Below are 663 nucleotides of genomic sequence, written 5' to 3' on the forward strand. Positions count from 1 at the left end.
CCCTAGGAGTCTTACCCTGACCTGTTAGCAGACACCATGTGACTATGATGGTGATGGTGCTGGTGATGATGATAGACACCTTGGCCCTTGCCCCTGCCACACCTGCTGATGTCTTGCCAATCACATACTCCTCCTCCTCCTTCTGTTTGGTGATGCTGGCCTTAGCCATCAGCTGCAGCTGCCTGGGGGACAGGGCCGGCACCTGCAAGGCAGGGAAGGCATAGGGAAGCTGGTCACGCTGCCAGGAAAGCTGGTTACACACCAAAGGGGAGCTGGTCACACAACCTGCCCTCTTCATGTGTGTTGCAGCAACGCCAAGTGGTGAAGGCCATGTGATGATGATGATGATGATGATGATGATGATGACTACCAGCCCCTGAGGCATGCAGCCAAACATTCAAACACATGCAGACCCCAACTGGCAGAAGTTCACAGGCAGCGGTCTGCACCTGACCTTGCTGAGGTCCAGGTAGGTGCGGTGGCCATTGACCACCACATAGCACTTGTCCCAGGCCACGAACTCAATGGAGGGCACCCCTGATTCCTCTGTCAGCTCCACTGCCCAGTTGTGGATCTGCGGTTAGCACCAGGCTAACCCTGTTAATGCCTGGCCAGCCCAGCCCAGCCCAGCCCGGCCCAGCCCAGTCCAGCCCAGTCCAAAAT

The 663-nt window shown here is 57.0% G+C and carries 1 protein-coding gene; it reads right to left on the reverse strand.

Annotated features, from left to right (window positions below):
* The coding region (locus tag ACT6R0_RS18615) for a hypothetical protein (protein ID WP_444667448.1) at positions 1–385 on the reverse strand (385 nt) is incomplete at its 3' end.
* Positions 386–663: the final 278 nt, after the last annotated feature.

This window comes from Flavobacterium sp., from assembly GCF_052437795.1.
Lineage (GTDB): Bacteria > Bacteroidota > Bacteroidia > Flavobacteriales > Flavobacteriaceae > Flavobacterium.